We start from the raw sequence: 210 nt of genomic DNA on the forward strand, positions 1-210 counted from the left end.
GGATGGGCTGTCGTGATCTCTTCAGAACGAGACGTCGATGTAGTCGATGTCGGTGAATTCGACTTCGAGCTGGTCGGCGCGGGTTCCGCCGTCTTTGAAGTAGGTCTCCTGGAGGCCTTCGGCGACGATCGCCCGCAGCCGACCGTCGTCGGCGCCTTGCTGTTGGGCGTCGAAGAGGCGCTGCGCGTAGGCGGGTGGGAGGTGGACGGT

1 protein-coding gene is annotated in these 210 nt (G+C 64.3%); it reads right to left on the minus strand.

Features of this window, described 5'->3' with window-relative positions; all coding sequences use genetic code 11:
- Window positions 1-21 precede the first annotated feature (21 nt).
- On the minus strand, window positions 22-210 hold a 189-nt coding region (gene tpg / locus IF88_RS0139835), incomplete at its 5' end, for a telomere-protecting terminal protein Tpg (RefSeq protein ID WP_030724605.1).

Source organism: Streptomyces sp. NRRL F-2580, assembly GCF_000720115.1.
Lineage (GTDB): Bacteria > Actinomycetota > Actinomycetes > Streptomycetales > Streptomycetaceae > Streptomyces.